This is a genomic window from Burkholderia stabilis (genome assembly GCF_001742165.1).
Classification (GTDB): Bacteria; Pseudomonadota; Gammaproteobacteria; order Burkholderiales; family Burkholderiaceae; genus Burkholderia; species Burkholderia stabilis.
Genome location: NZ_CP016443.1, coordinates 1 through 26,385, shown reverse-complemented (window position 1 = coordinate 26,385; position 26,385 = coordinate 1). Strand labels below are relative to the sequence as shown.

At 67.0% G+C, this 26,385-nt stretch carries 26 protein-coding genes; 3 read left to right on the top strand and 23 right to left on the bottom strand.

Annotation, left to right across the window (positions count from 1 at the left end):
* Positions 1 to 25: 25 nt before the first annotated feature.
* The 10 genes from BBJ41_RS18280 to BBJ41_RS18235 form a co-directional block, all read right to left on the bottom strand.
* A complete protein-coding gene (locus BBJ41_RS18280; protein WP_069747777.1) occupies positions 26 to 520 on the bottom strand; it encodes a CvpA family protein in 495 nt (164 codons plus the stop codon).
* Between the two features lie 6 nt (positions 521 to 526).
* Positions 527 to 1,348, bottom strand: a complete 822-nt coding sequence (locus BBJ41_RS18275) for an SPOR domain-containing protein (protein WP_069747776.1) — start codon at positions 1,346 to 1,348, stop codon at positions 527 to 529.
* A gap of 29 nt (positions 1,349 to 1,377) precedes the next feature.
* The gene (gene folC / locus BBJ41_RS18270; protein ID WP_069747775.1) at positions 1,378 to 2,688 is read right to left on the bottom strand and encodes a bifunctional tetrahydrofolate synthase/dihydrofolate synthase; all 1,311 of its coding nucleotides are present in this window, start codon (positions 2,686 to 2,688) and stop codon (positions 1,378 to 1,380) included.
* Positions 2,689 to 2,789: 101 nt separating this feature from the next.
* Entirely contained in the window at positions 2,790 to 3,662 is an 873-nt protein-coding gene (gene accD, locus BBJ41_RS18265; RefSeq protein ID WP_069747774.1) for an acetyl-CoA carboxylase, carboxyltransferase subunit beta, read from the bottom strand.
* A 62-nt stretch (positions 3,663 to 3,724) separates the two neighbouring features.
* Positions 3,725 to 4,540: a tryptophan synthase subunit alpha gene (trpA, locus tag BBJ41_RS18260; RefSeq protein WP_069747773.1), complete on the bottom strand. Its 816-nt coding sequence runs from the start codon at positions 4,538 to 4,540 to the stop codon at positions 3,725 to 3,727.
* Positions 4,541 to 4,630: 90 nt separating this feature from the next.
* On the bottom strand, positions 4,631 to 5,482 hold the full coding sequence (locus tag BBJ41_RS18255; protein WP_069747772.1) for a DNA-methyltransferase: 852 nt from the start codon (positions 5,480 to 5,482) through the stop codon (positions 4,631 to 4,633).
* A 9-nt stretch (positions 5,483 to 5,491) separates the two neighbouring features.
* Positions 5,492 to 6,685, bottom strand: a complete 1,194-nt coding sequence (gene trpB, locus BBJ41_RS18250; RefSeq protein ID WP_069747771.1) for a tryptophan synthase subunit beta — start codon at positions 6,683 to 6,685, stop codon at positions 5,492 to 5,494.
* Positions 6,686 to 6,740: 55 nt separating this feature from the next.
* Positions 6,741 to 7,442 carry a phosphoribosylanthranilate isomerase gene (locus BBJ41_RS18245; RefSeq protein ID WP_069747770.1) on the bottom strand — a complete coding sequence of 234 codons (702 nt, stop codon included), beginning with the start codon at positions 7,440 to 7,442 and terminating at the stop codon, positions 6,741 to 6,743.
* Positions 7,439 to 8,251, bottom strand: a complete 813-nt coding sequence (gene truA, locus BBJ41_RS18240) for a tRNA pseudouridine(38-40) synthase TruA (RefSeq protein ID WP_069747769.1) — start codon at positions 8,249 to 8,251, stop codon at positions 7,439 to 7,441. The genes BBJ41_RS18245 and truA overlap by 4 nt, the downstream gene beginning before the upstream one ends.
* The gene (locus BBJ41_RS18235; protein ID WP_069747768.1) at positions 8,251 to 10,329 is read right to left on the bottom strand and encodes a FimV/HubP family polar landmark protein; all 2,079 of its coding nucleotides are present in this window, start codon (positions 10,327 to 10,329) and stop codon (positions 8,251 to 8,253) included. The genes truA and BBJ41_RS18235 overlap by 1 nt, the downstream gene beginning before the upstream one ends.
* 846 nt (positions 10,330 to 11,175) lie before the next feature.
* Between BBJ41_RS18235 and flgE the strand changes: the two genes are divergently transcribed.
* Positions 11,176 to 12,420 carry a flagellar hook protein FlgE gene (gene flgE / locus BBJ41_RS18230; RefSeq protein WP_069747767.1) on the top strand — a complete coding sequence of 415 codons (1,245 nt, stop codon included), beginning with the start codon at positions 11,176 to 11,178 and terminating at the stop codon, positions 12,418 to 12,420.
* A 104-nt stretch (positions 12,421 to 12,524) separates the two neighbouring features.
* Here flgE and asd read toward each other — a convergent pair whose 3' ends face one another.
* From asd to BBJ41_RS18190, 8 genes are all read right to left on the bottom strand, one after another.
* Positions 12,525 to 13,646, bottom strand: coding sequence for an aspartate-semialdehyde dehydrogenase (gene asd, locus BBJ41_RS18225; protein WP_069747766.1), 1,122 nt, complete (start codon positions 13,644 to 13,646; stop codon positions 12,525 to 12,527).
* An 81-nt stretch (positions 13,647 to 13,727) separates the two neighbouring features.
* On the bottom strand, positions 13,728 to 13,847 hold the full coding sequence (locus tag BBJ41_RS41590) for a hypothetical protein (RefSeq protein WP_021158720.1): 120 nt from the start codon (positions 13,845 to 13,847) through the stop codon (positions 13,728 to 13,730).
* Between the two features lie 96 nt (positions 13,848 to 13,943).
* The gene (gene leuB / locus BBJ41_RS18215; RefSeq protein WP_069747765.1) at positions 13,944 to 15,011 is read right to left on the bottom strand and encodes a 3-isopropylmalate dehydrogenase; all 1,068 of its coding nucleotides are present in this window, start codon (positions 15,009 to 15,011) and stop codon (positions 13,944 to 13,946) included.
* Between the two features lie 76 nt (positions 15,012 to 15,087).
* On the bottom strand, positions 15,088 to 15,738 hold the full coding sequence (leuD, locus tag BBJ41_RS18210) for a 3-isopropylmalate dehydratase small subunit (RefSeq protein ID WP_069747764.1): 651 nt from the start codon (positions 15,736 to 15,738) through the stop codon (positions 15,088 to 15,090).
* 68 nt (positions 15,739 to 15,806) lie between these two features.
* Positions 15,807 to 15,953, bottom strand: coding sequence for an entericidin A/B family lipoprotein (locus BBJ41_RS18205; RefSeq protein ID WP_021158717.1), 147 nt, complete (start codon positions 15,951 to 15,953; stop codon positions 15,807 to 15,809).
* A 3-nt stretch (positions 15,954 to 15,956) separates the two neighbouring features.
* A complete protein-coding gene (gene leuC / locus BBJ41_RS18200) occupies positions 15,957 to 17,366 on the bottom strand; it encodes a 3-isopropylmalate dehydratase large subunit (RefSeq protein ID WP_069747763.1) in 1,410 nt (469 codons plus the stop codon).
* Between the two features lie 231 nt (positions 17,367 to 17,597).
* Positions 17,598 to 18,356, bottom strand: a complete 759-nt coding sequence (locus BBJ41_RS18195; protein WP_069750250.1) for a Tat pathway signal protein — start codon at positions 18,354 to 18,356, stop codon at positions 17,598 to 17,600.
* 33 nt (positions 18,357 to 18,389) lie between these two features.
* Entirely contained in the window at positions 18,390 to 19,211 is an 822-nt protein-coding gene (locus BBJ41_RS18190; RefSeq protein WP_069747762.1) for a hypothetical protein, read from the bottom strand.
* Between the two features lie 375 nt (positions 19,212 to 19,586).
* On the opposite strand from BBJ41_RS18190, the gene BBJ41_RS18185 reads away from it, so the two are divergent.
* Positions 19,587 to 19,919: a cupin domain-containing protein gene (locus BBJ41_RS18185; protein ID WP_069747761.1), complete on the top strand. Its 333-nt coding sequence runs from the start codon at positions 19,587 to 19,589 to the stop codon at positions 19,917 to 19,919.
* Between the two features lie 119 nt (positions 19,920 to 20,038).
* Positions 20,039 to 20,764 (top strand): glutathione S-transferase, encoded by a 726-nt coding sequence (locus BBJ41_RS18180; RefSeq protein WP_069747760.1) that lies wholly within the window; start codon positions 20,039 to 20,041, stop codon positions 20,762 to 20,764.
* A gap of 7 nt (positions 20,765 to 20,771) precedes the next feature.
* Here the strand turns inward: BBJ41_RS18180 and BBJ41_RS18175 are convergent, their stop codons facing one another.
* From BBJ41_RS18175 to BBJ41_RS18155, 5 genes are all read right to left on the bottom strand, one after another.
* Positions 20,772 to 22,475 (bottom strand): flavin monoamine oxidase family protein, encoded by a 1,704-nt coding sequence (locus BBJ41_RS18175; RefSeq protein WP_069747759.1) that lies wholly within the window; start codon positions 22,473 to 22,475, stop codon positions 20,772 to 20,774.
* Positions 22,476 to 22,493: 18 nt separating this feature from the next.
* On the bottom strand, positions 22,494 to 22,976 hold the full coding sequence (locus BBJ41_RS18170) for an aromatic-ring-hydroxylating dioxygenase subunit beta (protein WP_069747758.1): 483 nt from the start codon (positions 22,974 to 22,976) through the stop codon (positions 22,494 to 22,496).
* Positions 22,957 to 24,300 carry an aromatic ring-hydroxylating dioxygenase subunit alpha gene (locus tag BBJ41_RS18165; RefSeq protein ID WP_069747757.1) on the bottom strand — a complete coding sequence of 448 codons (1,344 nt, stop codon included), beginning with the start codon at positions 24,298 to 24,300 and terminating at the stop codon, positions 22,957 to 22,959. The genes BBJ41_RS18170 and BBJ41_RS18165 overlap by 20 nt, the downstream gene beginning before the upstream one ends.
* A gap of 157 nt (positions 24,301 to 24,457) precedes the next feature.
* Positions 24,458 to 24,856, bottom strand: a complete 399-nt coding sequence (locus BBJ41_RS18160; RefSeq protein WP_069747756.1) for a DUF4440 domain-containing protein — start codon at positions 24,854 to 24,856, stop codon at positions 24,458 to 24,460.
* A gap of 8 nt (positions 24,857 to 24,864) precedes the next feature.
* Positions 24,865 to 26,247 (bottom strand): MFS transporter, encoded by a 1,383-nt coding sequence (locus BBJ41_RS18155; RefSeq protein WP_069747755.1) that lies wholly within the window; start codon positions 26,245 to 26,247, stop codon positions 24,865 to 24,867.
* Between the last annotated feature and the right edge of the window lie 138 nt (positions 26,248 to 26,385).

Genomic DNA, 26,385 nt, shown 5'->3' with positions numbered 1-26,385 from the left:
GGTTACGTCCTGCCCGGCCGCGTCGTCACACGCGTACGTACTGGGCCATGCCGTCGGGCAGGAGCTGCTTCAGCTCGTGCACGCCCTGTTCGGCAAAAGGACGCAATAGCGCATTGCGCCAGAAATCCTGTTTGGGCAGTTCGGTCAGCCCGGCCGCCGCGACCAGCAGCACGACCAGCACGCAGCCGCGGACGAGCCCGAACATCATGCCCAGCGAGCGGTCGACGCCGCCGAGGCCGCTCGCCTGCGCGATCCGCGACAGCAGCGCGTTCGCGACGCCGGCGACCAGCACGACGCCGATCACGAGCAACGCGAATGCGATCACCCACTGCGTCAGCGCACCGCCCGGCCAGTTCGCCGGGATGTACGGCACGACCATGCCGACGTAGCGGCTCGCGATCACGATCGCCGCGATCCAGCCGATCAGCCCGAAAATCTCCGACACGAAGCCGCGCCACGCACCGCGCAGCGCCGACAACACGATCACCGCCAATACAGCGTAGTCGAAAGCCGTCAGCATCGTGCGTTACTGCGTCAGGCCGGCTTCGCGCACCTTCGCGATCGCGGCGGAGGCCGCCGCGCGATCCGCGAACGGGCCGGCACGCAACAGTGTAGCCGTGCTGCCATCCGCCTGCTTGCGATGCTCGACATATGCGGGCACACCCGCCGATTTCAATTTGGTGGCCCACGAACGGGCCGTCGCGTCGTCCTTGAACGACCCGAGCTGCACCGCGAAGCGCGCACCGGCCGGCGACGCCGGCGACGATGCGTCGCCGTCCGGGCTCGCGGCGTCGGTGTTCGCGACGGCCGCCGGCGCCGGCTTCGGCGCAGCCGGTTTCGCCGCAGGGGCGGCCGGCTTCGGCGGCGCCACGTTCGCGGTGGTCGTCGTATCGGGTTTGGCGGCCGGCTTCGCGCTTTCCTTCGGCGCAGGCGCCGGTGCTGCCGCAACGGCGGCATCGGACGCCGGCGGCTCGTCGTGCGCGACGCCCGCCTGCACGTCGGACGCATCGTCGTCACGCGGGGCGACCGCCTGATGCGCAGGCCGGTTCGGGATGTCGATCGCGATGTCGTCGGTCACCGGCTTCGGGTGCGAATCGAGCACCATCGGCAACACGATCACGGCAGCCACGACGAGCGCGATCGCGCCGACGAGGCGACGGCGCGCGCGTTGCTTTTCTGGAAGGGTCGGATCGAGGAGCAGTGCGTCCGATTCCGGACGCTCGGTGCGGCGCGAGCGTCGCTCGACGCGTTCAGTGCGCTCCGTGCGCACGTTCCGGGAGGTCCCGGTACGACCGGCGCGCCGCGGGGGCGCATCGTCGTCTTTCTTGCCGAACGAGAAAATTCCCATGAATGGCTGAGTCCGAAACTGCCCGTCAGTCAGTGTTGCTGCGATTTACGGTAGGCCAGCACGCCGGCAACCGTATGGAAACTGCCGAAAACCACGATTCTATCATTCTCGGATGCTCTTTTTAGTGCATCGCGAAACGCTTCGGCAGGCGACGTGTAACGCGTCACGCTCGAATCGGGCCCCTCCTCCACGCCGGCCTTGCGCAGCGCGGCTTCGAGCTGCTCCGCGGACGCCGCGCGCGGCAATGGCAGGTCGGTCACGCACCAGTGGTCGATCTCGCCCTTCAGGTGCTGCAACACGCCGTCGATGTCCTTGTCGTGCATCGCGCCGAACACTGCGTACGTGTACGGGAAGAAGCCCATGTTGCCGAGATTCTGCTCAAGCACGGCCGCCGCGTGCGGATTGTGCGCGACGTCGAGCACGATCGCCGGCTTGCCCGGCAGCACCTGGAAGCGCCCCGGCAGTTCGACGTTCGCGAGCCCGAGCCGGATGTCCTGCGCGGATACCGGCAGCACCGGGCGCAACGCCTCGAGCGCGGCGAGCGCGGCCGATGCATTGATCAGCTGATTCGCGCCGCGCAGCGCCGGATACGCGAGCGCCGGATAACGCTTTTCGCGACCGAGGTAGCTCCACTGCTGACGCTCCGCACCGGCCTGCGCCTCGTAGCGGAAATCGCGGCCGACGAGCCACAGGTCGGCGCCGATCGCTTCGGCGTGGTCGATCAACGTTTGCGGCGCGGCCGGATCGCCGCAGATCGCCGGCTTGCCCGCACGGAAGATGCCGGCCTTCTCGAACGCGATCTTCTCGCGCGTGTCGCCGAGGTATTCGGTGTGGTCGATGTCGATGCTCGTGACGATCGCGCAATCGGTATCGATGATGTTGACCGCATCGAGCCGGCCGCCGAGGCCGACTTCGAGGATCACCGCGTCGAGCCCGCGCGAGGCGAACAGGTGCAGGATCGCGAGCGTCGTGAATTCGAAGTACGTGAGCGACACGGGCTCGGGCAGCGACGTGCGCGCGGCTTCGACGGCCTCGAAGTGCGGCAGCAGTTCGTCATCGGTGACGTTCTGCCCGTTCACGCGCGCGCGCTCGTTGAATTCGAGCAGGTGCGGCGACGTGTGGCAGCCAACCTTGTAGCCCGCGCGCACGAGGATCGTCTCGAGGAACGCGCAGGTCGAGCCCTTGCCGTTGGTGCCGCCGACCGTTATGACGGGGCATGCGAATTCCAGCTGCAGCGCCGCCTTGACCTGCCCGATGCGGGTCAGGCCCATGTCGATGCCGACCGGGTGCGCGCGTTCGAGATGCGAAAGCCACGCGTCGAGAGTGGGAAAAGTGCTCATCGGATCAAATCTGGATCGGTACCGCCACTACGCCAAAAAACGAAGCGCGCCGCCTGACGCTGAAGCCAGGCGACGCGCAGAGTTCACAACCTCGCGCCGGGTCAGGCCAGCGCGTCGGCCGGCTGGCGCTGCAGCAGCGCCAGCAGTTGCGCGATCTCGTCGCGCATCTTGCGGCGGTCGACGATCATGTCGATCGCGCCCGTCGTCAGCAGGAATTCGGCGCGCTGGAAGCCTTCCGGCAGTTTCTCGCGGACCGTCTGCTCGATCACGCGCGGGCCGGCGAAGCCGATCAGCGCCTTCGGTTCAGCGATCACGACGTCGCCGAGGAACGCGAAGCTCGCCGACACGCCGCCCATCGTCGGATCGGTCAGCACCGAGATGAACGGCAGCTTCGCCTCGGCGAGCTTGGTCAGCATCGCGGTCGTTTTCGCCATCTGCAGCAGCGACAGCAGGCTTTCCTGCATCCGCGCGCCGCCCGATGCGGTGAAGCAGATGAACGGCACGTGCTGTTCCAGCGCATTCTGTGCGCCGCGCGCGAAGCGCTCGCCGACGACCGAACCCATCGAGCCGCCCATGAACGAGAACTCGAAGCAGGCCGCGACGACCGGCAGCGTGTGAATCGCACCGCCCATCACGACCATCGCGTCGGTCTCGCCCGTCTCGTCCATCGCTTCCTTCAGACGATCGGGGTACTTGCGGCTGTCCTTGAACTTCAGCGTGTCGACCGGCACGATTTCCTGGCCGATTTCATAGCGGCCTTCCGGATCGAGCAGCCCGTCGAGACGCTCGCGTGCGCCGATGCGCATGTGGTGATCGCACTTCGGGCATACGTGCAGGTTCGCGTCCACGTCGTTGCGGTACAGCACGGCCTCGCAGGACGGGCACTTGACCCACAGGCCTTCCGGAATGCCCTTGCGGCTTTTCGGGTCGGTCTGCTTGATCTTCGGCGGCAACAGTTTGTCGAGCCAGCTCATCGTATGGTTTCCTGTTCCGTGGCGGGCCGGGCCGCATGGCCCGCCCGCTCCCTGTGTTGTGTTTATCGCGCCGTCTTGCCCGCGCCGTCCAGGGCGGCGCGCAGCTCGGCGATGAATGACTTCAGCGCGGCGGCCGCGCCTTCCGGCGCAGCGCTTTCGAGCAGTTGCACGAGGCGGCTGCCGATCACGACGGCGTCCGACACTTCGGCCACCGCGCGCGCCGTTTCGGCGTCGCGGATGCCGAAGCCGACGCCCACCGGAACCGGCACGCGCGACTTGATGGCCGGGATTTTACCCGCAATGCTCGAAACATCCAGATTTCCCGCGCCGGTCACGCCCTTGAGCGACACGTAATACACGTAGCCGCTCGCGATCTTGCCGACGTCGGCAATGCGTTCGTCGGTCGACGTGGGCGCGAGCAGGAAGATCGGATCGATCTGCGCGGCGCGCATCTTTTCGGCGAACACGCCCGCCTCTTCCGGCGGATAGTCGACGACGAGCACGCCGTCGACGCCGGCCGCATGCGCTTCGGCCGCGAACGCGTCGACACCCATCCGCTCGATCGGATTCGCGTAACCCATCAGCACGACGGGGGTTTTAGGGTCGGTTTCGCGGAAACGCTTCACGTCGGCGAGCACGCTCTTGAGCGTGACGCCGCGCGCGAGCGCGCGTTCCGACGAGCGCTGGATCACGGGGCCGTCGGCCATCGGGTCCGAGAACGGCACACCGAGCTCGATCACGTCCGCGCCGCCTTCGGCGAGCGCATGCATGAATTCGACGGTTTTCGCGGGATCGGGGTCGCCGGCCGTGATGAACGGGATCAGGCCCTTTCGGCCTTGTTCGGCGAGCGCGGCAAAGGTTTGCTGGATACGGGACATGGCAATTTTCCTATGTCGATCCGAAGTGGGCGCTTCAGCGCTTGCTCCGGTCCGATACAAAGTAAGAGTTCGGCGACGCGGCGGCGCGATTCACGCGCACGCCGGCGCAGCAAGCGCGTTCACGCGCTCGTGCGCGATCGCACAATAACTTTCGTTGATCTCGTAGCCGACGAAGTCGCGCCCCTGCCGTGCGCAGGCCACCGCGGTCGTGCCGCTGCCCATGAACGGATCGAGCACGCGGCCGCCCGGCGGGCAGCTTGCGAGCACCATCCGCTCGATGATTTCCAGCGGCTTCTGGGTCGGATGATCGACGCGCTCCGCGTGCTGCCGGTGCAGGCGCGAGACCGACCAGACGTCCTTCGGGTTGTAGCCCATCTCCAGCCACTTGCTGCCTTCGAACAGCTTGCGCGAGCGGGCCTTCTTCGTGTCGGCGTCGTACGGGATGCGGACCGGATCGAGATCGAAGTAATACGCCTTGGAAACCGCGAAAAAGCCGATGTTGTCGTGCACCGACGTGAAACGGCGCGTCGTGCCGCCCATGCTCGGCACGCGGCGGTCCCAGATGATCTCGTTGACCATCGTGAGCTTCGTCTTCAGGAAACTGAAGATTTCCGGCGCGTACTGCCATGTGCAGAAGATGTACATCGACCCGCTCGGCTTGAGCTTCGGAATCGCGAGCTCGAGCCACTCGCGCGTCCACGCGAGGAAATCGTCGCCCGAACGCTTGTCCGAGTCGTTGCCGTAGTCCTTGCCGAGCCCGTACGGCGGATCGGCGACGATCAGGTCGATCGACGCATCCGGCAGGTGCGCGGCATCGGTCAGGAAATCGCGGTTATGCAGTTCGATCCCGGACGGCAGCGCGCGCGGCACGGCGACGGCGGACTGTACCGCCTCCGCGTCGCTCGCGGCACCGCCGCCCGGTTCTTCGATCAGGTCACGCATCGGTCGGGGTCAGAGCTCGATGCCCGATCGCTCGGCGACCGTGTGCATGTCCTTGTCGCCGCGGCCCGACAGGTTGACGAGGAGGATCTTGTCCTTCGGCAACGTCGGCGCGAGCTTCACGCCATACGCGATCGCATGGCTCGACTCGAGCGCGGGAATGATCCCCTCGATCCGGCAGCAGTCGTGGAACGCCTTCAGCGCTTCCTCGTCGGTGATCGGCACGTACTGCGCGCGGCCACTGTCCTTCAGCCATGCGTGCTCGGGGCCGACGCCCGGATAGTCGAGGCCCGCCGACACCGAATGCGTCTCGATGATCTGGCCGTTGTCGTCCTGCAGCAGGTACGTGCGGTTGCCATGCAGCACGCCCGGGCTGCCGGCGATCAGCGACGCCGCGTGATGGCCCGTGTCGAGACCGTCGCCAGCCGCTTCGACGCCGATCAGCTGCACCGACGTATCGTCGATGTACGGGTAGAAGATGCCCATCGCGTTCGAACCGCCGCCGACGCAGGCGATCACCGCATCCGGCTGCCGGCCGGCGAGCTCGGGCATCTGCACCTTGCACTCGTCGCCGATCACGCGCTGGAAGTCGCGCACCATCATCGGGTACGGGTGCGGGCCCGCGACCGTGCCGATGATGTAGAACGTGCTCTCGATGTTCGTGACCCAGTCGCGCATCGCTTCGTTCAGCGCGTCCTTCAGCGTGCGCGAACCCGATTCGACCGGCACGACCGTCGCGCCGAGCAGCTTCATCCGGTAGACGTTCGCGGCTTGCCGGCGCACGTCCTCGGAGCCCATGTAGACGATGCACTCCATGCCGAAGCGCGCGCAGATCGTCGCGGTCGCGACGCCATGCTGGCCGGCGCCCGTCTCGGCGATCACGCGCTTCTTGCCCATGCGCTTCGCGAGCAGCGCCTGGCCGATCACGTTGTTGATCTTGTGCGCGCCCGTGTGGTTCAGGTCCTCGCGCTTCAGGTAGATCTGCGCGCCGCCGAGCGTCTCGCTCCAGCGCTGCGCGTGGTAGATCGGCGACGGACGGCCGACGAAATGCTTCAGCTCGCGCTCGAATTCGGCGACGAAGTCGGGGTCGCTCTGGAATTTTGCATACGCCGCGCGCAGTTCGTCCAGCGCGTGAATCAGCGTCTCGGCGACGAACACGCCGCCATACGGGCCGAAATGGCCGCGATCATCAGGAAGGTTGTACATGGTGTCTCTCTCGATCGGTCGATGCGCCCCGCTTTCGGAGCCGCACCGGCTTGCATCACCCGGCGTCCGCTTCGCGCACCGCGCGTACGAACGCCGCCATCCGGGCGTGATCCTTCACGCCCTTCGCGCCCTCCACTTCGATGCCACTCGAGACATCGACAGCAAACGGGCGCAGCTGGCGGATCGCATCACCGACGTTTTGCGCGCTCAAGCCACCACTCAAAACGGCCCGATGCGCGAGCTCTGCGGGAATAAGAGACCAATCGAAGACCTTGCCGCTACCGCCGTAGTCCGGCACAAGGGTGTCGAACAGGAGGCCGCGCGCTTTCGAATAATGAAGAGCCGATTCTACCAAATCGGACGGCTGCGTCGAGGGGCCGACGCGCACTGCGCGCAGCCAGGGCAAACGTGCCGCGCGACCGAGCGCTTCGCACTGTTCGGGCGTCTCGTCGCCATGGAACTGCAGCACCGTGAGCGGCACGTCGCGCACGACGGCCTCGATCTCGGCTTCGGTCGCATTCACGAACAACCCGACGACCGATACGAACGGCGGCGCGAGGCGCGCAAGTTCGGCCGCCTGTGCGACCGTCACCGCGCGCGGGCTCTTCGGGTAGAACACGAGGCCGATCGCATCGGCGCCGAGCGCCGCCGCGTGCAGCACGTCCTCCGGACGCGACAGCCCGCACAGCTTGATGCGCGTGCGCGGCGGCAGGCCGGTCGCAGCGGAAGTCGAAGGAGAAACGGCGTGATCCGTCATGATTGAAGGTCCAGATCGGCCCAGACGCTGCTCCACGGCACGCTGCCGAGCTGCGCGGGCGGGACGGCGAATTCCGCCGGGTAGCCGACGTGGGCGAGGTAAAGCCCGTCGGCCATGAAGGTGGGCGCCGCGAGGTTGCGGTCGCGCCCGGCCAGCACGTCGGCGACCCAGTCGGCCGGATAACGGCCGCGCCCGACCGCGACGAGGCAGCCCATCAGGTTGCGCACCATGTGGTGCAGGAACGCGTTGGCGCGGAAGCGGAAATGAATGAAATGGCCCGCGCGCCGCACGTCGATCTGATACAGGTGTTTGACCGGCGTCTTCGACTGGCATTCCGACGAGCGGAACGACGAAAAATCGTGTTCGCCGATCAGATGCGCGGCGGCGGCGCGCATCGCGTCGTCGTCGAGCGGCGTATGGATCCAGCCCGCGCGCCCGGCCAGCATCGGCGAACGCACGGGGTGCACGTACAGCGCGTAGTAATAGGTGCGCTCGAACGCGGAAAAGCGCGCGTGGAACGTGTCCGGCATCGGCTTCGCCCATTGCACCGAAACGGTCGACGGCAGGAACGCGTTGGTGCCGCGCACCCACGAGAACACTTCTCGATCAAGGTCGGTGTCGAAGTGCACGACCTGCCCAAGCCCGTGCACGCCCGTGTCGGTCCGACCGGCCACCGTCGTGTGCAACGGTACCCGCGCGAACTCGGCCAGTGCATGCTCGAGCGCATCCTGCACGGTCTTGCCGTGCGGCTGCGCCTGCCAGCCGCAGAACGCCGCGCCGTCGTACTGAATGCCCAGCGCGATCCGCATCACGCCTCGTCCGCCAGTTTTGCGAGCAGCGCACGCGCATCGTCGCGCGTCGCAGTGTCGTTCGCGTCGACCACTTCCTGCAGCAGCGTCCGCGCGCCGGACAGGTCGCCCAGTTCGACGTACTCGGACGCGAGGTCGAGCTTGTTGCGCGCGATGCGCGCGAGCTCGTCCGGCGTCAGCGCAGGCAGCGTGGCGCCCGGCGCGGACGGCAGGTCGAGATCGAAATCGAGTTTCAGCGCGCCGAACTGCGCGCCGCCGAGCGGCGGCAGCGACGACGTCGCCGACGAGCCTCCAGCGTGGCCGGCGGGCGTCGCCGCGTCCGGGTCCCATTCGAACTCGTCGTCCTGGTCGGCCTGATATTCAGGGGCCGGATTGATCGCGCCAATCGGCTGACGGGGCGTGGCCAGACCGTTAGTTGCGATTTGATCGGTATCGAATTGCCCTGCCCGAGCGGCCGGTTCGTCTGCCGTCGGCGACAGCTCGTCCGGTGCGCGCGGCGGCAGCGGCATGTCGAGGCTGTTGAGCGCGCTGATCGCGTTCTGCATCAGCGCCGCGTGCTGGGCGTCGGTCGGTGCAGGTGCGGCAGGCTGCTCGGACGGCGTGTCGGCGGCGGCCTGCTCTACCGGTTCTGCGTCGTGCGAGGTCGAAACCGCATCGTGCGCCGGTGCTACGGCAACATGGGCCGGCAATTCGGGCTGGTCGTCATGCGGCGGCGTCGCTTCGTGCGCCGGCGATGCGTCCGTTTCATGCGGCTCGACCGTCTCCGCCGCTGCGGCAGTCGCCGCGGCGAGATTCACGTCGGCTGCCGCGTCGCGGGCGACGGGCATCTCGGGCCGGATCGGCAGTTCGCGATCGACGGACGGCGCTTCGTCCGCTTCGTCAGCCGGGGCACCGCCGGCTGCAGCCGGCGTGCCCGCATCGTCCGTGCTCCGGCCCTTCCGGCGCTTACGCCACACAAAACCGGCCGCGAGAACGATCACGGCCGCACCGGCCACTGCGGCCGGGCGCCAGTCCATCTGCTCGGTGCTGCGTGCAGGTGCCGTCACGGGCGCGGCGGGTTGCGCGGGCGCCAATACGGGCGACGCCACGCCGGCGACAACGCCGGATGCCGTTTCAACGGCTGACGATGCCGCGGCCGGCGCGCTCGCATCGTTCGCGGCCGGACGCGGCGCGACGGGCGACGGAGCAGGCGCAGGCGCGACGCCGTTCGTCGTGGCCGGCTTGCCGATACCGTGCTTTTGCAGCTCCATCAGCACGCGGTTCTTCAGCGCCAGCAGTTGCTGCAGGCTCGACGGCCGCGGCTGTGACGCACCCGTGGCGGGTGCCGCGCCGGCTGGTCCGCTCATGCCCGAAACCTGGCTGCCCGCCGCAGGCGCGGCAGCCGTTTCGCTCACGGGCGACGGTGCCGACTGGATCGCACCGCTCCACACATGCGGACCACTAGCACCGGCAACGGGCGCCGCCGGCTGCAGGCTCTCGACAGCCGATGCGCCGTGTGCAGCCGAAGCACCGACCGAAGCCGACGCCCCCGCCACCATCGCCGCCGCGACACTCGCGCCGCTCACCGGCGCCGCATGCACGGCCGGCGCCACCGGCGCAGACTGCACCGCCGACCCCGGATGCGGCGCGGACGCGCCATGCTGCGCGACCGCCACACCGCCCGATGCGGCGACGGGTGCGGAGGCTGCCACCGCACCGGATGCACCGGATGCACCGACCGGCACGAGTGCCGCGCCCGTTGCATCGAGCGCGGGCACGGTCAGCGTCGCGCCGACTTTCAGGCGGCTCGCGTCGTGCTTCATGAACGCCTGCGGATTGGCGTCGAACAGCGCGCGACCAGCGCGTGCGAGCACGCCCGGATCACGCGATTGCGTGGCCGCTTTCGCGATGTCGTTCAGCGACTGGCCCGGCTGGACCGTCACGGTAAGCGGCGCAGCGCCGCCGGCAGCGGACGCCGGCAATTCGCCGGCGCCGGCCGCCCAGGCCGACGCGGCTACGCCGAGCGCCAGGATCGCCAGCGCGCCACGCACGGCGCGCGACAGACGGGACTGACGCGGAAACAAGGAAATTCGGGACATCGTTGGCTCTATCGCCGCGCGCGGGCGCGGCTCGGATTCGCAGTTGGAAGCGTCAATAAAGTTGCCGCAGAAATGCAAAAGCGTCGCGCGGAACGCGACGCTTTCGGCGGGTCTGTGCGTCGTAACCGCGTAGTTTACTTCACACGATCGGGTTCGGGCCGAATTCGTCGCCGGTTGACGCGGCCGGTCGCACTCGCCCATCGACACGCGCGGCGATCGGGCCGGGCCGCGGCATGCGTCGACACGCTGCATCCTGCGCATCGGATTTTTCAAAAGGGCGTGCCAGTGGATGAAAACCGCCCGCGACAATGCCGCATCCGCGACGAAGACCACGGCTCTTGCATTCTCGTCGCGCGACCCGCCCGCCCGGGCCCGGCGCGGAAACGCGACCGGAAAATCGGGCCCGCCGCTCAACAATTCGCACCGCCTGCCGTTAATGGATTGGCAACCGCCAAATCAGAAAAAATCCCGCCGGCCACCAATCCCATTCGAATTAATTTCAATTGGCCGATAAGAAGGCAATTCCCCTCTCTTATCGGAGAATTGAACAATTACGCCTTGAAAGACCCGCCCCACAAGGCTCCCCGCCCTTCCACCCCTCTCTTTGCTCATACAAAAGCAATCGTTTCACCGTCAATTCAATTACATTACACAAAATTACACAGATCAAATAATTGCCGTCGCTACGATCGTTTTCAAACAAGAATCGGCGCAATTCGACCGTCGCGTTCGCACATGCCGGAAAGGCGGGAGCGCGATCGGCCGGGCTGACGCCGTGAGGTGCCAGAGGGTCATCGCGCAGTCGCAGGACTGCATTCACTCACCAGCTCGTTACGGGGATCGAACATGGGCTATCAGCAGGGTTTGAGCGGGTTGGCCGGCGCGTCGAACAATCTCGACGTGATCGGCAACAACATCGCGAACGCAAACACGACCGGCTTCAAGCAGGGTCGCGCGAACTTCTCCGACATGTATGCGAATTCGGTCGCGACGTCGGTCAACACGCAGATCGGCATCGGCACGAAGCTCGAGTCGGTGCGGCAGCAGTTTGGCCAGGGGACGATCAATTCGACCAAGTCGTCGCTCGACGTCGCGATCAACGGCAACGGTTTCTTCCAGATGTCGAACAACGGTGTGACGACGTACTCGCGCGACGGCACGTTCCACCGCGACAAGACCGGCGCCATCGTCGACGCGCAAGGCCGCAACCTGATGGGTTATGCGGCAGGCGCGGGCGGCACGATCAACACCTCGGCGACCGTGCCGCTGCAGGCACCGACCACCAACATCGCGCCGCAGGCGACGACCAAGATCACCGGCCAGTTCAACCTGAACTCGCAGGACAAGGTGCCGGCCAAGACGCCGTTCAACGCGAGCGACAACACGACCTACAACTACAATTCGTCGATCCAGGTCTACGACACGCTCGGCGGCTCGCAACAGGTCACGATGTATTTCGCGAAAAGCGCGGCCGGCACCTGGCAGGCCTACGCCGGCGTGCAGGGCCAGACGCCGACGAATCTCGGCACCGTCACGTTCGATGCGTCGGGCCGGATCAGTTCGACGACCTCGGCCGCCACCGGCCAGCCGACACCCAGCCTCGGCCAGTTCGCGTTCTCGATCCCCAACACGACGGGCGGCGCCAACCCGCAGAACCTGACGCTCGACCTGAGCGGCACGACGCAGTACGGCGGGAAGAACGGCGTGAACAACCTCGCGCAGGACGGCTTCGCGAGCGGCACGCTGACGACGTTCTCGATCGGCACCGACGGCAAGCTGACCGGCAATTACTCGAACGGCCAGAGCGCGGTACTCGGCCTGATCGCGCTCGCGAACTTCAGCAACCCGAACGGGCTCGTGAACATCGGCGGCAACCAGTATGCGGAGAGCGCCGCGTCGGGCGTGCCGCAGATTTCCGCGCCCGGCAGCACGAACCACGGCACGCTGCAGGGCAGCGCGCTGGAAAACTCGAACGTCGACCTGACGACCGAGCTCGTGAACCTGATCACCGCGCAGCGCAATTACCAGGCCAATGCGCAGACGATCAAGACCCAGCAGACGGTCGACCAGACGCTGCTGAACATGCGCTGATCCGCGCATGAAAAACGCGCCGCGCCAGCCTTGATATCGTCAAGGCCGACGCGGCGCGTCATCTTGTGCGGCCCGGCCCGCAGGGCCGGCTCACGCAACCGGATTTACTTGTCGAGCAGGATGCGCAGCATGCGGCGCAGCGGCTCGGCCGCGCCCCACAGCAGCTGATCGCCGACGGTGAACGCCGACAGGTATTCGCCGCCCATCGCGAGCTTGCGCAGGCGGCCGACCGGCACCGTCAGCGTGCCCGTGACGTTCGCCGGCGACAGGTCGCGCATCGATGCTTCACGCTCGTTCGGCACGACCTTCACCCAGTCGTTCGCCGATGCGAGGATGCCGTTGATCTCGTCGAGCGGCACGTCCTTGTTCAGCTTGATCGTCAGCGCCTGCGAGTGGCAGCGCATCGCGCCGATCCGCACGCACAGGCCATCGACGGGGATCGAGCCCGGCTCGCCCATCGCCGGCTTGCCGAGGATCTTGTTGGTTTCCGCGCCGCCCTTCCATTCTTCCTTCGACATCCCGTTGCCGAGATCCTTGTCGATCCACGGGATCAGCGAGCCGGCGAGCGGCACGCCGAAGTTGCTGGTCGGCATTGCATCGCTGTTCATCGCGGCCAGCACGCGGCGGTCGATGTCGAGAATCGCGGAAGCCGGATCGGCGAGCTGCTCCTTCACCGCACCGTTCAGCGTGCCCATCTGCGACAGCAGTTCGCGCATGTTCTGCGCGCCCGCGCCCGATGCGGCCTGGTAGGTCATCGCCGTCATCCAGTCGACGAGGTTCTCGCGGAACAGGCCGCCCAGCGCCATCAGCATCAGGCTGACCGTGCAGTTGCCGCCGACGAAGTTCTTCGTGCCCTTGACGAGCGCGTCCTTGATCACGTCGAGGTTGACCGGATCGAGGATGATGACCGCGTCGTCCTTCATCCGCAGCGACGATGCCGCGTCGATCCAGTAGCCGTTCCAGCCGGCCGCGCGCAGCTTCGGGAACACGTCGTTCGTGTAGTCGCCGCCCTGGCACGTGATGATCACGTCGCACTTCTTCAGCTCGTCGACGTTGGTCGCGTCCTTGAGCGTAGTCTCGTTTTTCGCGAACGACGGCGCTTTGCCGCCCGTGTTGCTGGTGCTGAAAAACACCGGTTCGATCAGGTCGAAATCGCCTTCTTCCTGCATGCGCTGCATCAGGACGCTGCCGACCATGCCGCGCCAACCTACGAGACCTACGTTCATGACTAACCCTTTGATGGAGCTTCCCCGCCATTTCCGTCCCCGCTGTGACCGCGCGGGGAAAAAGGCGGGCACGACGGACGATCAGCGTTTAATGATCGTTTTCGTGGTAATGGTTTTCGTGATGACGATGGCGCGCGCACCCGCACGGGCAATGTTGCCGTGGAGTTTCAAGACCGGGGAGATCAGGGAAATTTGCGCCATCGTTCGAGTCTACACAAACCTATTCGGCCGCACAACGGCCAACCCGGCGCGAACGCGCGGTTTTTACCGGCCGCGTTCGCACCCTTTACTACCTGCTTACAGCGCCGCGATCACCGCGTCGCCCATCGCCACCGTGCCGACCTGCTTGCAGCCCGGCGTCGCGATGTCGCCCGTACGGTAACCCTGTTCGAGCACCGTTTTCACCGCACGCTCGATGCGATCGGCCTGCTCCGCGCGATTCAGCGAGTAGCGCAGCAGCATCGCGGCCGACAGGATCGTTGCGAGCGGGTTCGCGATGCCCTTGCCCGCGATGTCCGGCGCCGAACCGTGCGACGGCTCGTACAGGCCCTTGTTGTTCTTGTCGAGCGACGCCGACGGCAGCATGCCGATCGAGCCCGTCAGCATCGACGCTTCATCCGACAGGATGTCGCCGAACATGTTGCCGGTGACGATCACGTCGAACTGCTTCGGCGCCTTCGCGAGCTGCATCGCCGCGTTGTCGACGTACATGTGCGACAGCTCGACGTCCGCGTATTCCTTCGACACGTCGATCATGATGTCGCGCCAGAACTGCGACGTTTCGAGCACGTTCGACTTGTCGACCGACAGCAGCTTCTTCGCGCGCTTGCGTGCCGCCTGGAACGCGACGTGCGCGATGCGGCGCACTTCCGGCTCCGAATAACGCATCGTGTCGAAGCCTTCACGCTCGCCGGCGAACGGGCCGTCCGGCGCGGCGCGCACGCCGCGCGGCTGGCCGAAGTAGATGTCGCCGTTCAGTTCGCGCACGATCAGGATGTCGAGGCCCGCGACGAGTTCCGGCTTCAGCGGCGAAGCGTCGACGAGCTGCGGATAGCAGATCGCCGGGCGGAAGTTCGCGAACAGCTCGAGATGCTTGCGCAGCCCGAGGATCGCCTGCTCGGGGCGCAGCGCGCGCTCGAGCGAGTCGTACTTCCAGTCGCCGACCGCGCCGAACAGGATCGCGTCGGCTTCCTTCGCGAGCGCAAGCGTCGCGTCGGGCAGCGGATGGCCGCTTGCCTCGTAGCCCGCGCCGCCAACCGGCGCCTGTTCGAGTTCAAACTTCTCGTCGAGTGCGTTCAGCACCTTCACCGCTTCGGTGACGATTTCCGGACCGATGCCGTCGCCGGGCAACACTGCAATTTTCATGCGTCATTCCTGACTGGGTAGGTTAGGGAGGCAAGCCGGCGAGCGCGCGGAGCGCGCGCCCGCCTCGAGGGCGCTATCAGCCGACCAGCTTGGTGTTGAGCCACGGCTGCTTCACGAGCCGCTCGGCTTCGAACTGGCGGATCTTGTCCGCGTGGCGCAGCGTCAGGCCGATGTCGTCGAAGCCGTTCAGCAGGCAGTACTTGCGGAACGCGGTGATCTCGAACGGATACTCGCGGCCGTCGCCCGTGCGCACGACCTGCGCATCGAGATCGATCGTCAGCTGATAGCCGTTGAACGCGTACGTGTCGTTGAACAGGTGATCGACCTGCTGCTCGGTCAGCACGATCGGCAGCAGGCCGTTCTTGTAGCAGTTGTTGAAGAAGATGTCCGCGAAGCTCGGCGCGATGATCGCGCGGAAGCCGTACTGCTGCAGCGCCCACGGCGCGTGCTCGCGCGAGCTGCCGCAGCCGAAGTTCTTGCGTGCGATCAGCACCGATGCGCCCTGGTAGCGCGGCTGGTTCAGCACGAAGTCCGGGTTCAGCGGACGCTTCGAGTTGTCCTGGCCCGGCTCGCCGTGATCGAGGTAACGCCACTCGTCGAACGCGTTCGGGCCGAAGCCAGTGCGCTTGATCGACTTCAGGAACTGCTTCGGGATGATCGCGTCGGTGTCGACGTTCTCGCGATCGAGCGGCGCCACGACGCCGGTATGCACATTGAATTTTTCCATGATCCGTCTATCCGGTTGGAGGGCCGGCCTTCAGCCGGCGCACATCGACAAATGCTCGGCGGGACTCGTCACTCCGCGGCGCGCTTCAGCGCGTTGCCGGCGGCGTTGACGTCCTGCCCGAAGCCCTGGACGGTATTGCAGCCCGCGAGGCCGAAGCCCAGCCCCGCCAGCGCCAGCGCGGCAACCAGCCGCGCAATGACCTTCGATGCCGTCACGCGTTACCCCAGCTTGCGAATGTCGACGAAGTGACCTTCGATCGCCGCCGCCGCCGCCATTGCGGGGCTCACGAGGTGCGTGCGACCGCCCGCGCCCTGCCGGCCTTCGAAGTTGCGGTTCGACGTCGACGCGCAGCGCTCGCCCGGATCGAGCCGGTCGGCGTTCATCGCGAGACACATCGAGCAGCCCGGTTCGCGCCATTCGAAGCCCGCATCCGTGAACACCTTATCGAGCCCTTCGCGCTCGGCCTGCGCCTTCACGAGGCCCGAGCCCGGCACGACCATCGCGAGCCGCACGTTCGACGCAATGCGGCGATTCAGCTTCTTCACGACATAGGCGGCCGCGCGGATATCTTCGATCCGCGCGTTCGTGCACGAGCCGATGAAGATCTTGTCGACCTTGATCGCTTCGATCGGCGTGTTCGGCTCGAGCGCCATGTAGGCCAGCGCGCGCTCCATCGCGTCGCGCTTGACCGGATCCTTCTCGCGCTCGGGATCGGGCACGCGACCGTCGATCGACGTGACCATTTCCGGCGACGTGCCCCACGTGACCTGCGGGACGATCTCGGCCGCGTTCAGCTCGACCACGCGGTCGAACTGCGCGCCGTCATCCGATTTGAACTGGCGCCAGTATTCAACGGCCTGATCCCATTCCGCGCCGGTCGGCACGAACGGACGGCCCTTCAGGTAATCGACCGTCGTGTCGTCCACCGCGACCATGCCCGCGCGCGCGCCGGCTTCGATCGCCATGTTGCAGACGGTCATGCGGCCTTCCATCGTCAGCGCGCGGATCGTCGAGCCGCCGAATTCGATCGCGTAGCCCGTGCCGCCTGCCGTGCCGATCTTGCCGATGATCGCGAGCACGATGTCCTTCGCGGTACAGCCGCGCGGCAGTGCGCCCTCGACCTTCACGAGCATGTTCTTGCTCTTTTTCTGCAGCAGCGTTTGCGTGGCGAGCACGTGCTCGACTTCCGACGTGCCGATGCCGTGCGCGAGCGCGCCGAACGCGCCGTGCGTCGACGTGTGCGAATCGCCGCACACGATCGTCATGCCCGGCAGCGTCGCGCCCTGCTCCGGCCCGATGATGTGGGCGATGCCCTGGCGCACGTCGTTCATCTTGAACTGCGTGATGCCGAACGCATCGCAGTTCGCGTCGAGCGTGTCGACCTGCAGCTTCGAGACGGGATCGGCGATGCCGTGGCTGCGGTCCGTCGTCGGCACGTTGTGGTCCGACACGGCCAGGTTCGCGCTGATGCGCCACACCGGACGCTGCGCGATCTTCAGCCCTTCGAACGCCTGCGGGCTCGTGACTTCATGCAGCAGCTGACGGTCGATGTACAGCAAAGTCGTGCCGTCATCTTCGGTGTGGACCACGTGGGTATTCCACAGTTTGTCGTAGAGAGTCTGTGCCATGGGTATGCGGGGTCGTTGTGACTACAAGCCTTACGGATGCGGTCGATTATGCCACGCAGAACGCGTCACGGCGCAGGCCGGACGCGAAAAAACCCATTAAAAACAGTGGTTTGGCTAGTAGTTCCAATACCTGTATCGGCATTACCCGGCAAACGGGGCACGCCGGTCCGGATCACCGCGACCGCGAATCGCGTCGCCCGGACCGGGCGTGATGCGCCGAAACCCCGCGACTCAGCCGTTCGGATATTCGCGGTTGATCAGGTCGAGCCGCAGCATCGCGAGCTGCATGCCGGCGTTGTTCATCAGGTAGAGATCGCGGCGGCGCATCGCCGGCTGCTGCGCAGACGTGTCGTAAAGCGACGGCAGCACGAGCCCGGCCGGCACCGCCGCCTGCATCCCCGCCGCATTCGACACGCGCACCGCGATCGATGCCTGATCCGCGTGCGTGACGATCGCGACCGTGCCGAGCGCCGCAGCCGAACCGGCCTGCCTGACGATCGCGGCAGCGACGCCGTCGGGCGTCGGGATCGGGCTGCCGGCAACCGCGGCAGGCGTCGCGATCGACGTCACGCCGCTCGTCAGACCGTATTTCGACGCGAGCACGCTCGCGACTTCCTGCTGCGCGTAGATCGGCGCCGCAATCGTCTGGCGAAGCCGGAACACGGCATCGGCGATCGCTTCGTTCGCCGGCCCCGGCACGGGCACGGTGCCGGATGCAGGCGCGCGGCTGCCGAAGCCGTACGCGACGATCGTGCGGACCCGGCCGGGATCGACGCTAGGCGGCGTCCAAGAGAAGAAGGTGTCGAACAGGTAGCCGGTCTCGTCGGCGGCCGTTGCGCGGTCGTTCAGTTCGTTCGTCAGCTTGCCGAGCATCTGGCGCTGCAGTTCGGCGTCGGACACCGGCGCGTCGTTCGCGAACACGGGTGCGGCGGCCGCACAGGATGCGGCAAGTACGGAAGTGGAAGCCAGGAAATGGCGGCGGGTCTTCATGGTCATCGGAATCAAGTTGGGAAGCGGGAGGCGTCAGCCCTTCGGGAACGCCTGCGTCGTCGCGGCAATCGCGCGTGCCAGCATCTGCGCATACATGTCGTGCACGAGATACAGGCTGCGATTGCGCGTCCACGGCTGGCCCGATTGCGGGTCGTAAAGCGTCGGGAGCGACACCTCGGCAACGGCCGCGGCCTTCATGCCTGCCTGCTGGGAAGTCTGGATGCAGCGCTTCGCATGATCGCGATGGCCGACCACCGCGACGGTGCCCATCGCGGCCGCGCCGCCGGCGCGCGACACGGCAACGCCCGCGACGCCGGCGGTGCTCAGGTACACGATCGTGCCGTCGCTCGCGGTCACCGGCTCGATCGACGACAGCACGTCGGCGCCCATGCCGTATTTCGACACGAGAAAGCGCGCGATTTCCCACTGCGCGTAGACCTTGACCGGCTTCAGCTGGCGGATGCGGTACACGGCATCGGCGAGCGCCTCGTTGACGGGCCCCGGATCGGGCAGCGCGGCCTGGTTGCCGCCGTTGCTCGACGTGTTGCCGCTCGCCGCGTTCGGGCGATTGCCGAAGCTGTACGCGACGATCGCGCCGATCTGTGCGGCCGGGACCGTCGGCAGGTCCCACGTGAAGCCGACGTCGGTCAGCGCCGGCACGATCGCGTTGACGGTGGCCGCATCGTCGAGTTGCGCATTCAGCTTCGCGGACATCTGGGCGGCAAGCGCCGCATCGGTGATCGGCGCCGACGTGACGTCGTCGCCGCCGCAGGCGCTCAGCAATGAAGTCGCCGCAACGGCCGGTGCGGCGGCCAGGAATTGTCTTCGGGAGGGCGTCGTGGGATTCTGGCTCATGAGGGAAAGACGAAATGACGCGAATGACGGCCGTGTCGATGGCTCGACGCCGGCATCGGCATGCGCAGGTTCTCGGGAAATGGCAACCGGGTGACAAGGCGAGACGCGGTCACGCAAACCGGCTCGCGACGAGGTGTCGAACGACGCAACGCGATCCTAGCGGGCGTCGGTTAAATTGCGGTGAAACCGCCGCCCGAATCCGGCCTGTCGCCACCCTGCTTCGCCGACAAACGCATTCGTTTCACCCGTGGCGAGCCGGCGCAAGTTCGTTTCGCTGGTGGCGCGCTCGCGGCACTCGCCGGGTATCGGAGTGCCGATACTTCGCGCTACGATGGCGCGACGCACGTTCCCACGATCCGCCCCGGAGCCCCCACGATGAAGCTCGGCCTGCAGGAATCGCTCGCGCGCCTCGACGAAGAAGGCACGCTGTTCACGACGCTGTTTCGGCACGGCTCGCTCGATGTCGAGCTGTACCGGCCACGCATCGAGGACCGGCAAAAACCGCATACGCGCGACGAGGTCTACGCGATCGCCACCGGCACGTCGCACTTCGTCGTCGACGGACGCGAATGCGATGTCGCGGCCGGCGACGTGCTGTTCGTCCCCGCGCACGCGGAGCATCGCTTCACCGGCTTCTCCGACGACTTCTCGACATGGGTGTTCTTCTACGGCCCCGAAGGCGGCGAACGCGGCGGCAGCGGCGCATGACGCACCGCGCGCGGCGCTTTTCGCGCGATCTCCTAGACTGTCTATTCGCCACCGGCGGCGCACGGCCGCCCGGTCATCACGATGCCGGCGGCAACCGGCTCGCCTGACAGGAGAACAGCATGCGATACGAACTCTATTACTGGCCCGAGATCCAGGGGCGCGGCGAATACGTGCGGCTCGCGCTCGAAGCGGCCGAGGCCGACTACGTCGACGTCGCGCGCGAGTCGGGGCGTGGCATGGGGGTGCCTGCGATGATGCGCATGATGGACAGCACGAAGGCGGAATGCGTGCCGTTCGCGCCGCCGTTCCTGAAGGTTGGCGAGATCGTCGTCGCGCAGACCGCGAACATCCTGCTGTTCCTCGGCGCCCGGCTCGGGCTCGCGCCCGACGACGAAGCCGGCCGGCTATGGGTACACCAGATCCAGCTGACCGTCGCCGATTTCGTCACCGAGATCCACGACACGCACCATCCGATCGGCAGCGGCCTGTACTACGAGGACCAGAAAGCGGAAGCCGCCGAGCGCGCAGCCGATTTCCTCGCGAATCGGCTGCCGAAATTCCTCGGCTACTTCGATCGCCTGCTCGAACAGAATCCGCACGGGAGCAGCCATATCGCGGGCAGCACGCTCAGTTACGCGGATTTGTCGATGTTCCAGCTGATCGAGGGCCTGCGCTACGCATTCCCGAAAGCGATGAAGCGCGCCGAGCGGAAGGTCGCGGCGCTCGTCGCGCTGCACGATCGCGTCGCACAGCATCCGCCCGTCGCACGCTATCTCGCGTCGGCGCGCCGCATCCCGTTCAACGACATGGGGATCTTCCGGCACTACCCGGAACTGGACCAGTAGCGGCGCGTCAATCGCCGTAGCAATAGCGGCTGCGCATCGCGTCGAGCGGGTTGCCGTCGGCGAGCGTGCCACCGAGGCTGCGGATCACCGCGCTCGCCGCGTTGATCGCGGTCTGCACCGCGCCTTCGATCCAGCCGCCCGTAAACGAGCAGCAGCAGCCGGCCAGGTAGATCCCGCGGTCCGTCGCCGGCTCGGCCGCCGTCTGGAACTGGTAGAACAGCGCCTGCGAGTGGACGTCCTCGCCCGGATAGTTCAGCTTGAATGCGCCCAGCGCGTAGCGGTCCGACAGCCAGTCGTGGCTCGTGACGTTGCGTGCGTAGTCGTCGTCGAGCGGGCGCAGGTGCGCGGCGAACGCCGGCGACACGACGCCGATCTCGGCGACGAGCCGTTTGAACCGCTCGATCTTGTCGGTGAGCGACAGGATCTTGTGCGAATCGTCTTCCCACGTGTAACTGATCAGCACGACGCCATGCGCATCGGGATCGTCGGGCGCATAGTCGAGGCAATAGATGCCGCGCGCGAGCGTGTCGGTCTGGATGTTGTGCGGCAGCCCGTGCTTGAGCCAGAACTTGTCGCGGGTCAGCACGAACAGCTTCGACGAGCTGACCATGTGCGTCTCGTTGATCGCGCGGACGACTTCCGGCGCAAACAGGTTCGCGATGCCCGTCATGCCCATGCCGACTTGCATCGCGCGTGTCGTCGTCGCGACGATCACGCGGTCGAACACGCGCGTCGACCCGTCGTCGAGCGCGAGCGCGAGCGCGAACGCGCCGTCCGGCTGCTTCGTCACACCGCGCACGGCCGCGTAGACGATGCAGTCGCGCACGCGCGCGGCCTCGCCGCCATCGTCCAGCAACCCCTGCGCGAGCGCGAAGATGCCGGCGGGGATCAGCCGCTGGTCGACCTCGAGCTCGTTGACGACGATCCGCAGGATCTCGAGGAACGACGCGCGATAGACCGGCTGGAAGCCGCCCGACCCGATCCCGAGCGTGCCGAACAGGCGCAGGTCCTCGCCCTTGCGCCAGCGCACGCCGCCGGGCGGCGTCGCGCCGGTGAAGATCTTCACGATCGCCGAATAGAACGACTCGTCGCCGAACCGGTCGATGTACTGCTGCCAGCCCTGCCGCGCCTCGTCGTAGCAATGCGCGCGCAGCAGCGCCGTCAACCCGGCCGGCGCAGGCAGTTGCGTGCCGTCGTCGAGGCGCACGCCGTCGCGGATGAACGCGCGCCAGCCGCGGTCGACGCGGTCGAACAGCGCGGGCGGCGCATCGCCGGCCGGCCAGCGGTACGCATGCCCCTGGTAGTGGATCTCGGTGTCGACGATGCCCGGATCGGGAAACGCCGAGGCGCTGTCGACGCCGAACCGGTCGAGGTAGTGATACAGCGCTGCCTGCGACGGCGGGAAACGCATCGCGCCCATTTCGGCGAGCAGATGCGGATGATCGGGATTGATCGACTGGGTCAGCAGGCGGCCGCCGACGCGCGCGCGGTTCGCCTCGAACACGACGACCTGCCGGGCGCCCGCGCGCAGCAATTCGCACGCCGCGACGAGGCCGCCGACGCCCGCGCCGACGATCGCGATCCGCGCGTCGCGCGCGCATTCGGCCTGCAGCGCGCCGAGACGGCCGCCGGTGCGGGACAGGAAAGCGCCATAGTCGTACAGCGTGTCGATGTACGGTAGCGTGTGCGGCAGGCGTTCAGGGGCGTTCATGGAGTCGGGGCCAAAGGCTCATACGGGCAGGTGGATGCTGCCGAGCGGTGCGTCGGCATTGACGAGGTCGACGCGCTTCACGCGAATGCGCAACGCGTCGTCGCGCACCGCAAGTTCATGCGTGTACCAGCCGGCGAACAGCGTCTGCTCGTCGCGTCGCGCTTCGATGTAATGAAACGGCGTGCGCAGCACGTACACGCCGTGCTCGTGATCGGCGCGCTCGACATGCGGCTGCTGGAGCAGATGATGGCCGCGGCTTGCCGGCTGCTGCGAAAACGTGCGGCGGCCGGCCAGACGTTCGATGCGGATGCGCAGCAGCAGCCGGTCCTCGTCCATCAGCGCGCCGTGCAGCCCCGTGTCGGGCTGGTCTGGCGACAGCGGCATCCAGTAGCGTGCGTCGTCCGCGTACAGCGCGAGCCAGTCGTCGTAGCGCCGCTCGTCGAGCAGGCGTGCCTCCTGGTAGACGAACGCGGCGAGCGCATCATGCGGCAAGGTGCGCATCGGCCGCCTCCGTCGTCGATGCGGGCGCGATGTAGCGCAGCCACGCGCGGAACTGGTTGCGGATCTGCTGCTCGCTGGTGCCGTTCGTTTCCGACGTCGGCCGTGCGAACTCCTGCGGATCGAACAGCCGCCCCACGTGCACCCAGTCGCGCGACTGCGTCGCGAGGCCGCGCTGCGCGCGTTCGTACATTTCGAGATCGTCGTGCGCGACGATCGACGTCGGCGCGTTGATCAGCCGGTTGTACGCCAGCGTGCGCTCGAACAGCGAATCGGGTGCGCCGACGAGACGGAACGACCACGACTCCACCAGCGTGCGGTCGGCCGCGAGCGGCTTGAACACGCGCAGGATCTGGATCGGCCCCTTCACCATCGCGTTCGGAAACAGCACCGTGTTGTGGCGAACCTCGCCGAGAATGTGCGCCGCGCGCGCTTCGCCGTAGGCCGCCACCATCTTCTCGTGATACCCGGGAATCGGCGTATAGCGCGCATGGATCGAATCGGCCGTGCCGGTGTGGCCGTGCCCGTTCGGCCATACGCGCAGCCCCATCTGCTCGAAGAACGCATGCGGCTGGATGAACGGCTCCAGCAGCTCGACCGCCATCGGCTTCGCCCCTTGCGCGCCGTCGCGCGCCCACACGCGCACGGCCGTGCCGGCCGACGATTCGTGCGCGACCATCGGATGGCAGGTGTCGGTCTGGTTCTCGACCAGCATCTTCCAGTTGCACGCATGCACGTACCGGAACACGCCGCCCGCGACTTCGACGCGCCCTTCCGGCGAGCGGTCGACCAGATTGTCGAGCGACGACAGCGCATCGCCGAAATACGCGTGGAAGCCGACGCCCGTCGCATTCAGTCGGCAGAACACGAAACCGCGATGGTCATGAGTCGCGCCGACCGCCTGCATGCCCTTGCTAGCCTCGCACGATTCGAAGCCCGTGTTCTCGTAGCCGCGCCGCAGCGGGATCGCATACAGGCTGCCGTCGGTCCGGTACGACCACGCGTGGTACGGGCAGCGGAAGAACGTGCCCGTGTTGCCGCACGCATCGGTCACGAGCTGCGTGCCCTTGTGCGAACAGCGGTTGTGGAGCACACGCACCGACCCGTCGACGTGGCGCACCATCACGACCGGCTCCGCGCCGATCGTCGTCGTCACGTAGTCGCCGGCTTCCGGAATCTGGCTGACATGGCCGACGTAGACCCACGTGTTCGCGAACAGGTGGCGCATCTCCAGCTCGAAGATTCGCGGCGACAGGTAGAGATCCTTGTGCACCTCGGTATCGCGCACGAGCGCCGTCACCGCATCGGTGAACGATTGCGCCGTCATGCCCGCCTCCGGCCGCGGACGCGCTGCCGCCGCGCGCTCTCGCGGCGCGCGGATTCGATTGCTTTTGTGGTCATCTCTCAGGTTTCTAGTCTTGGGTGCCGCTCGGACAACGTGCGCCTGCCGCCGGGCACCCAACGGCAGGCGTTGCGGATGACGGTCAGCCCGTCACCGGTGTTTCATGCAGGCGCAGCCAGCCGATGCGGCCGCTCGCGTCGCGCTCGAACACGACGCTCGAACGGCGGACGGTACGCCGCCCCGCTCCGTCGACTTGCGTCTCGCGATAGGCGATCGCCGCGCCGCCCTGCCACGCGCTCACTTCGTGCAGCTCGTCGATCGCGATCCGCAGGCCGGGGCGCGCGCCGAAGCCGCGCGAGAACAGGACGTCGACATCCGCGAAGTCCAGCGCATGCCCCTGCAGCGAAATCATCGAAAAATGCCGCGAAAAACGCGCGAGCAACGGCGCGAGCCTTTCACGCGCGGCGCGGCCGGACAGCCATTGCTCGATGTCGACGTGCGCGTCGACGACTTCCTGGAAAAACGGGTTTGGCACACTCATCTCGACCCTCACGAACGTTGGGAAACCGGCTGCCCGGCAGGTGCGCGGCGCCCCGCGAGGCGCGCGACGAACGGCAGCGGCAGCAGCGTCAGCAGCGCGGCCAGGCCGAAGCACTGCTGGTACGGCAGCCGCGCGTCGTCGCCGTGCATCGACAGCAGGAAATTCAGCGCACTGCCCAGCACCGCGACGCCGAGGCAGAAACTCAGTTGCCGGTTGATGTTCCACAGTGCGCTCGCGTCGCCCATCCGTGCGGCGGGCACGTCGAGGAACGCGGCGCTTTGCGACGTGCTGGTGCACATGCTGGCGCCGAGCCCCATCGCGACGAAGGCGAGCACGCGCCCGGCCTCGAAACCGGCGAGCGGCGTCGCGAGCAGCGCGATGCCGATCCCGTCGATCACGATCCCGCACATGAACAGTGGCCTCGCGCCCCACTTCGGGAAAACGCGGCGCGTCGTCGCGATCGCGACGAACGACGCAATCGCCCACGGCACCATCAGCGCACCCGTATGCGTCGCGCTGAGCCCGAGCGTGTTCTGCAAATACAGCGCCGCAACCAGGTTCACGCCGGTGAACACGCCCGGCACGCATAGATAGACGATCAGGCCGATCCGGAGCAGCGGCTGCGCGACCAGCCGCAGGTCGAGCAGCGGCGCGGCCACGCGTCGCGCATGCGCGACGTATGCGCCGCCGGCGACGAGCGCGATCGCGAGCGGCGCGATCGCCTCGCGGCCCGCTCCCGGTTGCCCCGCGAACGTCAGGCCGAGCAGCAGCGCGACGAGTGCAGCCGCACTCAGCACGAGGCCGCGCACATCGAGCGATGCCGGGCGTTCGCTTGCGTCGTCGGGCGGCAGCCACGCGAACGCAAGCACGCTGGTGGCGGCAGCCAGCGGCAGCATCGCGAAGAAGATTGCGCGCCACGACGCGCGATCGACGATCACGCCGCCGAGCGCCGGCGACAGCGCCGGCACGAGCAGCGCGACCATCATCACGATCGAAGTCAGGTGTGCGCGCGCATCGGGCGGATACGCGCGATAAGCCATCGTCTGCCCGACCGGAATCAGCAGCCCGCCGCCGAGCCCCTGGATCAGCCGCCACACCAGCAGCGCGCCGATCGACGCGGACAAGCCCACGCCGAGGCTGCCGAGCGCGAACAGCAGCAGCGACGCGATCAGCAGCCGGCGCTCGCCGAAACGCCGCGCGAGCCACGTGCCGAGCGGGATCACGACGGTCAGCCCGAGCACGTACATGTTGCCGATCCACGCCAGTTGGGCGACCGATGCGTGCAGCTCGCGCTGGATCGTCGGATACGCGGCGTTGATGACGAACATGTTGGCGAGGTCGATCGCGAACCCGAGCAGGTAGACGGCGGCAATTTTCGAGCGATCGGTCATGTCGGCGGAAGACGAACGAAACGCCGCAGTGTAAGGTTCGCCGCACGCGCCGATAAGACCGCCCGGCCGGCAAGACTGGTCGAAAAATTTTGACAATCAGGGCAACATGTCGGTTTTCCAGCAGAGCAGCCGACACGC

What these genes read in the sequence shown, in the direction of transcription:
- BBJ41_RS18280 (WP_069747777.1), bottom strand. Translation starts at nt 520, where the DNA reads ATGCTGACGGCTTTCGACTACGCTGTATTGGCGGTGATCGTGTTGTCG.
- BBJ41_RS18275 (WP_069747776.1), bottom strand. Translation starts at nt 1,348, where the DNA reads ATGGGAATTTTCTCGTTCGGCAAGAAAGACGACGATGCGCCCCCGCGG.
- folC (WP_069747775.1), bottom strand. Translation starts at nt 2,688, where the DNA reads ATGAGCACTTTTCCCACTCTCGACGCGTGGCTTTCGCATCTCGAACGC.
- accD (WP_069747774.1), bottom strand. Translation starts at nt 3,662, where the DNA reads ATGAGCTGGCTCGACAAACTGTTGCCGCCGAAGATCAAGCAGACCGAC.
- trpA (WP_069747773.1), bottom strand. Translation starts at nt 4,540, where the DNA reads ATGTCCCGTATCCAGCAAACCTTTGCCGCGCTCGCCGAACAAGGCCGA.
- BBJ41_RS18255 (WP_069747772.1), bottom strand. Translation starts at nt 5,482, where the DNA reads ATGCGTGACCTGATCGAAGAACCGGGCGGCGGTGCCGCGAGCGACGCG.
- trpB (WP_069747771.1), bottom strand. Translation starts at nt 6,685, where the DNA reads ATGTACAACCTTCCTGATGATCGCGGCCATTTCGGCCCGTATGGCGGC.
- BBJ41_RS18245 (WP_069747770.1), bottom strand. Translation starts at nt 7,442, where the DNA reads ATGACGGATCACGCCGTTTCTCCTTCGACTTCCGCTGCGACCGGCCTG.
- truA (WP_069747769.1), bottom strand. Translation starts at nt 8,251, where the DNA reads ATGCGGATCGCGCTGGGCATTCAGTACGACGGCGCGGCGTTCTGCGGC.
- BBJ41_RS18235 (WP_069747768.1), bottom strand. Translation starts at nt 10,329, where the DNA reads ATGTCCCGAATTTCCTTGTTTCCGCGTCAGTCCCGTCTGTCGCGCGCC.
- flgE (WP_069747767.1), top strand. Translation starts at nt 11,176, where the DNA reads ATGGGCTATCAGCAGGGTTTGAGCGGGTTGGCCGGCGCGTCGAACAAT.
- asd (WP_069747766.1), bottom strand. Translation starts at nt 13,646, where the DNA reads ATGAACGTAGGTCTCGTAGGTTGGCGCGGCATGGTCGGCAGCGTCCTG.
- BBJ41_RS41590 (WP_021158720.1), bottom strand. Translation starts at nt 13,847, where the DNA reads ATGGCGCAAATTTCCCTGATCTCCCCGGTCTTGAAACTCCACGGCAAC.
- leuB (WP_069747765.1), bottom strand. Translation starts at nt 15,011, where the DNA reads ATGAAAATTGCAGTGTTGCCCGGCGACGGCATCGGTCCGGAAATCGTC.
- leuD (WP_069747764.1), bottom strand. Translation starts at nt 15,738, where the DNA reads ATGGAAAAATTCAATGTGCATACCGGCGTCGTGGCGCCGCTCGATCGC.
- leuC (WP_069747763.1), bottom strand. Translation starts at nt 17,366, where the DNA reads ATGGCACAGACTCTCTACGACAAACTGTGGAATACCCACGTGGTCCAC.
- BBJ41_RS18195 (WP_069750250.1), bottom strand. Translation starts at nt 18,356, where the DNA reads ATGAAGACCCGCCGCCATTTCCTGGCTTCCACTTCCGTACTTGCCGCA.
- BBJ41_RS18190 (WP_069747762.1), bottom strand. Translation starts at nt 19,211, where the DNA reads ATGAGCCAGAATCCCACGACGCCCTCCCGAAGACAATTCCTGGCCGCC.
- BBJ41_RS18185 (WP_069747761.1), top strand. Translation starts at nt 19,587, where the DNA reads ATGAAGCTCGGCCTGCAGGAATCGCTCGCGCGCCTCGACGAAGAAGGC.
- BBJ41_RS18180 (WP_069747760.1), top strand. Translation starts at nt 20,039, where the DNA reads ATGCGATACGAACTCTATTACTGGCCCGAGATCCAGGGGCGCGGCGAA.
- BBJ41_RS18175 (WP_069747759.1), bottom strand. Translation starts at nt 22,475, where the DNA reads ATGAACGCCCCTGAACGCCTGCCGCACACGCTACCGTACATCGACACG.
- BBJ41_RS18170 (WP_069747758.1), bottom strand. Translation starts at nt 22,976, where the DNA reads ATGCGCACCTTGCCGCATGATGCGCTCGCCGCGTTCGTCTACCAGGAG.
- BBJ41_RS18165 (WP_069747757.1), bottom strand. Translation starts at nt 24,300, where the DNA reads ATGACGGCGCAATCGTTCACCGATGCGGTGACGGCGCTCGTGCGCGAT.
- BBJ41_RS18160 (WP_069747756.1), bottom strand. Translation starts at nt 24,856, where the DNA reads ATGAGTGTGCCAAACCCGTTTTTCCAGGAAGTCGTCGACGCGCACGTC.
- BBJ41_RS18155 (WP_069747755.1), bottom strand. Translation starts at nt 26,247, where the DNA reads ATGACCGATCGCTCGAAAATTGCCGCCGTCTACCTGCTCGGGTTCGCG.